This window comes from Streptomyces sp. NPDC058457, assembly GCF_042720695.1.
GTDB lineage: Bacteria > Actinomycetota > Actinomycetes > Streptomycetales > Streptomycetaceae > Streptomyces.
Map to the genome: position 1 here is coordinate 128,301 of NZ_JBHXLU010000018.1, position 8,984 is coordinate 137,284.

The 8,984-nt window shown below is 70.0% G+C and carries 7 protein-coding genes; 1 reads left to right on the forward strand and 6 read right to left on the reverse strand.

Annotated elements, in window-relative coordinates; translation table 11 throughout:
• Positions 1-40 precede the first annotated feature (40 nt).
• From carB to pyrR, 6 genes are all read right to left on the reverse strand, one after another.
• Entirely contained in the window at positions 41-3,352 is a 3,312-nt protein-coding gene (gene carB / locus ACFWPS_RS17535) for a carbamoyl-phosphate synthase large subunit (protein WP_383705924.1), read from the reverse strand.
• Positions 3,345-4,487 carry a glutamine-hydrolyzing carbamoyl-phosphate synthase small subunit gene (carA, locus tag ACFWPS_RS17540; RefSeq protein ID WP_383705926.1) on the reverse strand — a complete coding sequence of 381 codons (1,143 nt, stop codon included), beginning with the start codon at positions 4,485-4,487 and terminating at the stop codon, positions 3,345-3,347. Before carA ends, carB begins: the two co-directional genes overlap by 8 nt.
• Positions 4,484-5,053 carry a hypothetical protein gene (locus tag ACFWPS_RS17545; RefSeq protein ID WP_383705928.1) on the reverse strand — a complete coding sequence of 190 codons (570 nt, stop codon included), beginning with the start codon at positions 5,051-5,053 and terminating at the stop codon, positions 4,484-4,486. The genes carA and ACFWPS_RS17545 overlap by 4 nt, the downstream gene beginning before the upstream one ends.
• Positions 5,050-6,336, reverse strand: a complete 1,287-nt coding sequence (locus ACFWPS_RS17550) for a dihydroorotase (protein ID WP_383705930.1) — start codon at positions 6,334-6,336, stop codon at positions 5,050-5,052. Before ACFWPS_RS17550 ends, ACFWPS_RS17545 begins: the two co-directional genes overlap by 4 nt.
• A 5-nt stretch (positions 6,337-6,341) precedes the next feature.
• On the reverse strand, positions 6,342-7,322 hold the full coding sequence (locus ACFWPS_RS17555) for an aspartate carbamoyltransferase catalytic subunit (protein ID WP_189264619.1): 981 nt from the start codon (positions 7,320-7,322) through the stop codon (positions 6,342-6,344).
• 85 nt (positions 7,323-7,407) lie between these two features.
• Complete coding sequence (gene pyrR, locus ACFWPS_RS17560; protein ID WP_383705932.1) at positions 7,408-7,998, reverse strand: bifunctional pyr operon transcriptional regulator/uracil phosphoribosyltransferase PyrR; 591 nt, start codon at positions 7,996-7,998, stop codon at positions 7,408-7,410.
• 253 nt (positions 7,999-8,251) lie between these two features.
• Between pyrR and bldD the strand changes: the two genes are divergently transcribed.
• Positions 8,252-8,755: a transcriptional regulator BldD gene (bldD, locus tag ACFWPS_RS17565; protein ID WP_020938842.1), complete on the forward strand. Its 504-nt coding sequence runs from the start codon at positions 8,252-8,254 to the stop codon at positions 8,753-8,755.
• Positions 8,756-8,984 lie beyond the last annotated feature (229 nt).

The window sequence follows — 8,984 nt, forward strand, 5'->3', positions numbered from 1 at the left end:
GCGACCAGCCCCCACTGGCCCGCAGCCGAACCACGGCCTATCAGTCCCTCGCGGCCGTCAACCTCTCCGCATGCTCCTGGAGCGACCGCACCCCCACGTCCCCGTGGTTCAGCGCATCAATGCCCTGCACAGCCGCCGCCAGCGCCTGCACGGTCGTCAGACACGGCACCGACCGCGCCACCGCGGCCGTCCGGATCTCGTACCCGTCCAGACGACCCCCGGTGCCGTACGGCGTGTTGACGATGAGGTCCACCTCGCCGTCGTGGATCAACTGGACGATCGTCCGCTCGCCCTGAGGACCCACACCCTCCGACTGCTTGCGCACGACTGTCGCGTTGATGCCGTTGCGCTTGAGGACCTCGGCCGTGCCGGAGGTGGCGAGCAGCTCGAAGCCGTGGGCGACCAGCTCGCGTGCCGGGAAGATCATGGAGCGCTTGTCGCGGTTGGCGACGGAGATGAACGCGCGGCCCTTGGTGGGCAGCGGACCGTACGCCCCGGCCTGCGACTTGGCGTACGCCGTGCCGAAGACGGAGTCGATGCCCATGACCTCGCCGGTGGAGCGCATCTCCGGGCCGAGGACGGTGTCCACACCCCGCCCCTGGATGTCGCGGAACCGCGACCACGGCATGACCGCCTCCTTCACGGAGATCGGCGCGTCGAACGGCAGCTCGCCGCCGTCACCGCGGGCCGGCAGCAGCCCCTCGGCGCGCAGCTCGGCGACGGTCGCGCCCAGCGAGATCCGGGCGGCGGCCTTGGCCAGCGGCACCGCGGTCGCCTTCGAGGTGAAGGGGACCGTACGGGACGCGCGCGGGTTGGCTTCGAGGACGTACAGGATGTCCCCGGCCATCGCGAACTGGATGTTGATCAGACCGCGCACCCCGACACCGCGCGCGATGGCCTCCGTGGAGGCCCGCAGCCGCTTGATGTCGAAGCCGCCGAGCGTGATCGGGGGCAGGGCGCAGGCGGAGTCGCCGGAGTGGATGCCGGCCTCCTCGATGTGCTCCATGACCCCGCCGAGGTACAGCTCCTCGCCGTCGTACAACGCGTCGACGTCGATCTCGATCGCGTCGTCCAGGAACCGGTCGACGAGCACCGGCCGGGACGGGCTGATCTCGGTCGACTCGGCGATGTAGGTGGCGAGGCGGGTCTCGTCGTAGACGATCTCCATGCCACGGCCGCCGAGCACGTACGACGGCCGGACGAGCACCGGGTAGCCGATCTCGTCGGCGATGGCCTTGGCCTCGGCGAAGGTGGTCGCGGTGCCGTGCTTGGGGGCCGGCAGGCCCGCCTCGGCCAGGACCCGCCCGAAGGCGCCCCGGTCCTCGGCCGCGTGGATCGCCTCGGGCGAGGTGCCGACGATCGGCACGCCGTTGTCCTTCAGCGCCTGGGACAGGCCCAGCGGGGTCTGGCCGCCCAGCTGCACTATCACACCGGCGACCGGACCGGCCTGCTGCTCGGCGTGCACGATCTCCAGCACGTCCTCCAGCGTCAGCGGCTCGAAGTACAGCCGGTCGGAGGTGTCGTAGTCGGTGGAGACGGTCTCCGGGTTGCAGTTGACCATCACGGTCTCGTAGCCCGCGTCGGACAGCGCGAAGGACGCGTGCACGCACGAGTAGTCGAACTCGATGCCCTGGCCGATGCGGTTGGGACCGGAGCCCAGGATGATGACGGCCGGCTTCTCGCGCCGCGCGACCTCGGTCTCCTCGTCGTAGGAGGAGTAGAAGTACGGCGTCCTGGCGGCGAACTCGGCGGCGCAGGTGTCGACCGTCTTGTAGACCGGGCGCACGCCCAGCGCGTGCCGGACCTCACGGACGACGTCCTCGCGCAGGCCGCGGATCTCGCCGATCTGCTGGTCGGAGAAGCCGTGCCGCTTGGCGTCGGCGATCAGCTCGGCGCTCAGCTCCGGGGTTTCGGCCAGCTCGTCCGCGATCTCCTTGATCAGGAAGAGCTGGTCGACGAACCACGGGTCGATCTTCGTGTACTCGAAGACCTCCTCGGGTGTGGCGCCCGCGCGGATGGCCTGCATGACGGTGTTGATCCGGCCGTCGGTGGGCCGCACCGCCTCGCGCAGCAGGGTCTCCTTGTCGCCGGGCTCGCCGACGAAGGTGAACTGGCTGCCCTTCTTCTCCAGCGAGCGCAGCGCCTTCTGGAAGGCCTCGGGGAAGTTGCGGCCGATGGCCATCGCCTCGCCGACCGACTTCATGGTGGTGGTCAGCGTGGAGTCGGCCTGCGGGAACTTCTCGAACGCGAAGCGCGGGGCCTTGACGACGACATAGTCGAGCGTGGGCTCGAAGGAGGCCGGGGTCTCCTGCGTGATGTCGTTGGGGATCTCATCGAGGGTGTATCCGACGGCCAGCTTCGCCGCGATCTTCGCGATCGGGAATCCGGTCGCCTTGGAGGCGAGCGCCGAGGACCGGGACACGCGCGGGTTCATCTCGATGACGATGACCCGGCCGTCCTCCGGGTTGACCGCGAACTGGATGTTGCAGCCGCCCGTGTCGACGCCGACCTCGCGGATCACGGCGATGCCGATGTCGCGCAGGATCTGGTACTCGCGGTCGGTGAGGGTCATCGCGGGCGCGACGGTGATCGAGTCGCCGGTGTGCACGCCCATGGGGTCGAAGTTCTCGATGGAGCAGACGACCACGACGTTGTCGTGCTTGTCGCGCATCAGCTCCAGCTCGTACTCCTTCCAGCCGAGGATGGACTCCTCCAGGAGCACCTCGGTGGTCGGGGAGAGCGTGAGGCCCTGGCCGGCGATCCGGCGCAGCTCCTCCTCGTCGTGCGCGAAGCCGGAGCCGGCGCCGCCCATGGTGAAGGAGGGGCGGACCACGACCGGGTAGCCGCCGCCGAGCTCCTCGACGCCCGCGATGACCTCGTCCATGGTGTGGCAGATGACCGACCGCGCGGACTCGCCGTGCCCGATCTTGCGGCGGACCTCCTCCACGACCTCCTTGAAGAGGTCGCGGTCCTCGCCCTTGTTGATCGCCTCGACGTTGGCGCCGATCAGCTCGACGCCGTACTTGGCGAGGACGCCGTTCTTGTCGAGCGAGATCGCGGTGTTCAGGGCCGTCTGGCCGCCCAGGGTGGGCAGCAGGGCGTCGGGCCGCTCCTTGGCGATGATCTTCTCGACGAACTCGGGCGTGATCGGCTCGACGTAGGTCGCGTCGGCGATCTCCGGGTCGGTCATGATCGTCGCCGGGTTGGAGTTGACCAGGACGACCCTGAGGCCCTCGGCGCGCAGCACGCGGCAGGCCTGGGTGCCGGAGTAGTCGAACTCGGCGGCCTGGCCGATGACGATCGGGCCGGAGCCGATGACCAGGACGGACTGGATATCGGTGCGCTTAGGCACGCTGGCCCTCCAACAAGGAAACGAAGCGGTCGAACAGGTAGGCGGCGTCGTGCGGACCGGCTGCCGCTTCGGGGTGGTACTGGACGGAGAAGGCCGGCTGGTCGAGCAGCTGCAGCCCCTCCACGACGTCGTCGTTCAGGCAGACGTGCGAGACCTCGGCGCGGCCGAACTTCGTCTCGCTGACCTGGTCGAGCGGCGCGTCCACGGCGAAACCGTGGTTGTGCGCGGTGACCTCGACCTTGCCGGTCGTACGGTCCTGCACCGGCTGGTTGATGCCCCGGTGGCCGTACTTCAGCTTGTAGGTGCCGAAGCCGAGGGCGCGGCCGAGGATCTGGTTGCCGAAGCAGATGCCGAACAGCGGGGTCTTCCGCGCCAGGACGGCGGTCATCAGGGCCACCGGTCCTTCGGCCGTGGCCGGGTCGCCGGGGCCGTTGGAGAAGAACACGCCGTCCGGGGAGACGGCGTACACGTCGTCCTCGGTGGCGGTGGCGGGCAGCACGTGCACCTCGATGCCGCGCTCGGCCATGCGCTGCGGGGTCATGCCCTTGATGCCGAGGTCGATCGCGGCGACGGTGAACCGCTTCTCCCCGACGGCGGGGACCACGTACGCCTCCTTCGTGGCGACCTCTTCGTACAGCGAGGCGCCCTTCATGTGCGGCTGGGCCTGCACGCGCGCGAGGAGCTCGGCGTCGGTGGCGATCGCCTCGCCGGAGAAGACACCGGCGCGCATCGAGCCGCGCTCGCGCAGGTGGCGGGTGAGGGCGCGGGTGTCGATCCCGGAGATGCCGACCACGCCCTGCGCCACCAGTTCCTCGTCCAGCGAACGCTTGGCGCGCCAGTTGGAGGGCACGCGCGCGGGGTCACGCACGACGTAACCGGAGACCCAGATGCGGCTGGACTCGTCGTCCTCGTCGTTCCACCCCGTGTTGCCGATCTGCGGGGCGGTGGCGACCACGATCTGGCGGTCGTACGACGGGTCGGTCAGGGTCTCCTGGTAGCCGGTCATACCGGTGGAGAACACGGCCTCGCCGAAGGTCTCCCCCAGGGCCCCGTAGGCGCGGCCGCGGAAGATCCGGCCGTCCTCCAGGACGAGTACGGCGGGAACCCTGGCGGCTCCCCTGGTGGAGGTCGTCATCGTTCGGCGCCTTCCGTGCTGGGTGTCTTGATCATGGAGTTGACGGCGTCGACCCACTCGGTGTGCTCGGCCGCGTGGTCGGAGCGGAAACCGGAGTCGATCAGCTTGTCGCCGTGCGCCCAGGTCACCACGAGGAGTCCGCCCTCGGTGAGGACCTTGCCCGCGATGCCCTTGCCGAGCAGGGCCTCGCGGAGCGCGTCGGCGGGGATGAAGAAGTCGGTCGCGCCGGGACGTACGACGTCCAGGCCCGCGTCGGTCAGGGTGAGCTCGACCCGGCTGCGGGAGCCGAGGCCGCGGGCCACGATGCGGTCCAGCCACTGCCCGGCGGTGGTGGAACCGTGGTAGCGGCCGCTCATCGTCAGTTTCGCCTCGCCGGGGTCGTCCGGCGCGGTGGGGAGCTCGGGGAGGTCGCCCTGGAGGGTGCCGCGCCACTTCCAGCCCTCGCGCATCAGCCAGTAGACGAGCGCGACGAACAGGGCGAGGCCGACGAGCCACCCGATGCGGGCGGACCAGTCGGTGACCGCGGCCGACTTCTTCTCGTCGGCCAGCAGGATCAGAGGTGTCACGTCAGCTTCCCGTCCACGAGCGTCGCCTTGCCCCGCAGCCACGTGTGGGTGACACGGCCCGGCAGCTCGCGTCCCTCGTACGGGGTGTTGCGGCTGCGCGAGGCGAAGCCCGCGGGGTCCACCTCGCCACGGTATTCCGTGTCGACGAGGACGAGGTTGGCGGGCTCACCTGCCGAGACGGGACGGCCGTGACCGGCTGCCTGACCGATCCGCGCGGGCTTGACGGACATCCGGTCCGCGACGCCGGCCCAGGTCAGCAGGCCGGTGTCCACCATGGTCTCCTGGACCACCGACAGCGCGGTCTCCAGGCCCACCATCCCCATGGCGGCCGCGGCCCACTCGCAGTCCTTGTCCTCGTGCGGGTGCGGGGCGTGGTCGGTGGCGACGATGTCGATGGTGCCGTCGGCAAGGGCCTCGCGCAGCGCGAGCACGTCCCGCTCGGTGCGCAGCGGCGGGTTGACCTTGTAGACCGGGTTGTACGACCGCACCAGCTCGTCGGTGAGGAGCAGGTGGTGCGGGGTGACCTCGGCGGTGACGTCGATGCCCCGGGACTTGGCCCAGCGCACGATCTCGACGGAGCCGGCGGTCGACAGGTGGCAGATGTGGACGCGGGAGCCGACGTGCTCGGCGAGCAGGACGTCGCGCGCGATGATCGATTCCTCGGCCACCGCGGGCCAGCCGCCCAGTCCCAGCTCCGCCGAGACGACGCCCTCGTTCATCTGGGCGCCCTCGGTCAGCCGCGGCTCCTGGGCGTGCTGGGCGACGACCCCGCCGAAGGCCTTCACGTACTCCAGGGCGCGGCGCATGATCACGGCGTCGTCCACGCACTTGCCGTCGTCGGAGAAGACGGTGACCCCGGCGGCGGACTCGTGCATGGCGCCCAGCTCGGCGAGCTTCCTGCCCTCCAGGCCGACCGTCACGGCGCCGATGGGCTGGACGTCGCAGTAGCCGTGCTCCTGGCCGAGCCGGTAGACCTGCTCGACGACACCGGCGGTGTCGGCGACCGGGAAGGTGTTGGCCATGGCGAACACGGCCGTGTAGCCGCCGCTCGCGGCCGCGCGGGTGCCGGTGAGGACGGTCTCGGAGTCCTCGCGGCCGGGCTCGCGCAGATGCGTGTGCAGGTCCACCAGGCCCGGCAGCAGCACCTTGCCGCCGGCCTCGACGACCTCCGCACCTTCGGCGGACAGCCCGGAGCCCACCTCCGCGATCGTCTCGCCGTCGATCAGTACGTCCTGCGGCTCGCCGCCGAGCACCCTCGCACCACGGATCAGGATCTTGCTCATGGGTCTTACTTCTCCTCGGTGGTGCGGGCGTGGCTGACGGCGGGTTCGTTGCCGCCGAGCAGGAGGTACAGAACGGCCATCCGGATGGAGACTCCGTTTGCGACCTGCTCGACTACGGTGCAGCGCTCGGAGTCGGCGACCTCGGCGGTGATCTCCATGCCGCGGACCATCGGTCCTGGGTGCATCACGATGGCGTGCTCGGGCATCTTGGCCATGCGCTCGCCGTCGAGGCCGTAGCGCCGCGAGTACTCACGCTCGGTCGGGAAGAAGGCGGCGTTCATGCGCTCGCGCTGCACGCGGAGCATCATCACCGCGTCGGACTTGGGCAGTACGGCATCGAGGTCGTACGACACCTCGCAGGGCCACCGCTCGACCCCGACCGGCACCAGGGTGGGCGGGGCGACCAGGGTGACCTCCGCGCCGAGGGTGTGCAGCAGGTCGACGTTGGAGCGGGCGACGCGGCTGTGCAGGACGTCACCGACGATCGTGATGCGCTTGCCGGCCAGGTCCTGCCCTATCCCGGCGTCGCGGCCGACCAGGCGGCGGCGCATGGTGAAGGCGTCCAGGAGGGCCTGGGTGGGGTGCTGGTGGGTGCCGTCGCCGGCGTTGATGACGGCCGCGTCGATCCAGCCGGAGTTGGCGAGGCGGTAGGGCGCTCCGGAGGCGCCGTGCCGGATGACGACGGCGTCGACGCCCATCGCCTCCAGGGTCTGGGCGGTGTCCTTCAGGGACTCGCCCTTGGAGACGCTGGACCCCTTGGCCGTGAAGTTGATGACGTCGGCGGAGAGGCGCTTCTCGGCGGCCTCGAAGGAGATCCGGGTCCGGGTCGAGTCCTCGAAGAAGAGGTTGACTACGGTGCGGCCGCGCAGGGTCGGCAGCTTCTTGATCGGCCGGTCGGCGACCCGGGCCATCTCCTCGGCGGTGTCGAGGATCAGGACGGCGTCGTCGCGGGTGAGGTCGGCGGCCGAGATGAGATGACGCTGCATCTGTCAGGCTCCGTAAGGCAGTTCACATATCGGGAGATTGCGGGCAGGCGTGGGCGCACCGGAGCGGTGCGAGCCCCTCGGCCTGCTACGAGGTCGGCTTCGCGCCGAGCAGCACGGTGTCGCGACCGTCCTCCTCGGCGAGCAGGACCTTGACCGTCTCCCGCAGCGACGTGGGGAGGTTCTTGCCGACGTAGTCGGCGCGGATGGGCAGTTCGCGGTGGCCGCGGTCGACGAGCACCGCGAGCTGGACCGCGCGGGGGCGCCCGATGTCGTTCAGGGCGTCGAGGGCGGCGCGGATGGTGCGGCCGGAGAAGAGCACGTCGTCGACGAGGATCACCAGCCTGCCGTCGATGCCGTCACCGGGGATCTCGGTGCGGGCCAGCGCCCGCGGCGGGTGCATGCGCAGGTCGTCGCGGTACATGGTGATGTCGAGCGAACCGACGGGCGTCTTGCGGTCGGTGATCTCCTCCAGCTTGGCGGCGAGCCGCTGGGCGAGGAAGACGCCGCGGGTCGGGATGCCGAGGAGCACCACGTCGTCGGCGCCCTTGGCGCGCTCGACGATCTCGTGGGCGATGCGGGTCAGTACCCGCGCGATGTCGGGGCCTTCGAGAACGGGCCGTGCATCGGAAGCCTGCACCGCGGCGTCAGGCTTTTCCTGCTGGTTCTGCTTGTCCATACGAAACGGACCCCCTTCTCCGCCTCACGGGACGGACTTTAAAGGACGTCGGATTTGCGCCATCCACGGTAGCAGGTGGCGGAGAGGCCCCTGATCACCCCCCTGGCGTAATCGGTCATCGCCACCACGGAAGAGTCGGTGCGGACCATTCGGCTTGACGCAGCAGAGTAACGCTGCGTAACCTCACAGTGAGTTACCAGCCGCGCGGCGGGAACCAAGGCCGGCCGCGTCGACACAGTGTCCGGGGAGCCATATGTCCAGCGAATACGCCAAACAGCTCGGGGCCAAGCTCCGGGCCATCCGCACCCAGCAGGGCCTTTCCCTCCACGGTGTCGAGGAGAAGTCACAGGGTCGCTGGAAGGCCGTGGTGGTCGGTTCGTACGAGCGCGGCGACCGTGCCGTGACCGTACAGCGCCTTGCAGAGTTGGCGGATTTCTACGGGGTTCCGGTGCAGGAACTGCTGCCTGGCACGACCCCCGGCGGTGCCGCCGAGCCCCCGCCGAAGCTGGTCCTCGACCTGGAGCGGCTGGCCACCGTGCCGGCCGAGAAGGCGGGCCCGCTCCAGCGCTACGCGGCGACGATCCAGTCCCAGCGGGGCGACTACAACGGCAAGGTGCTGTCGATCCGCCAGGACGACCTGCGCACACTGGCCGTCATCTACGACCAGTCCCCTTCGGTCCTCACCGAGCAGCTGATCAGCTGGGGCGTCCTGGACGCCGACGCCCGCCGCGCGGTGGCCACCCACGAAGACGCCTGACCCGCACAACGACTGAGCAGAAACGTGCCGCCGGGGTGGCCGGAACTTGACGGTTCCGGGTCATCCCGGCGGTTCTGTTTGCCATCACAGGCGTGAGCTTTTTGACGCAGGGCACGGGGACATACCCAGGGGCGCGGGGAACTGCGCGACAAGCCACACACGGCCGTCAGCCGCCCCATCAGCGCACCACCCGCCCCATTGGCGCACAGAACGCCGGAGGGCCCGCAGC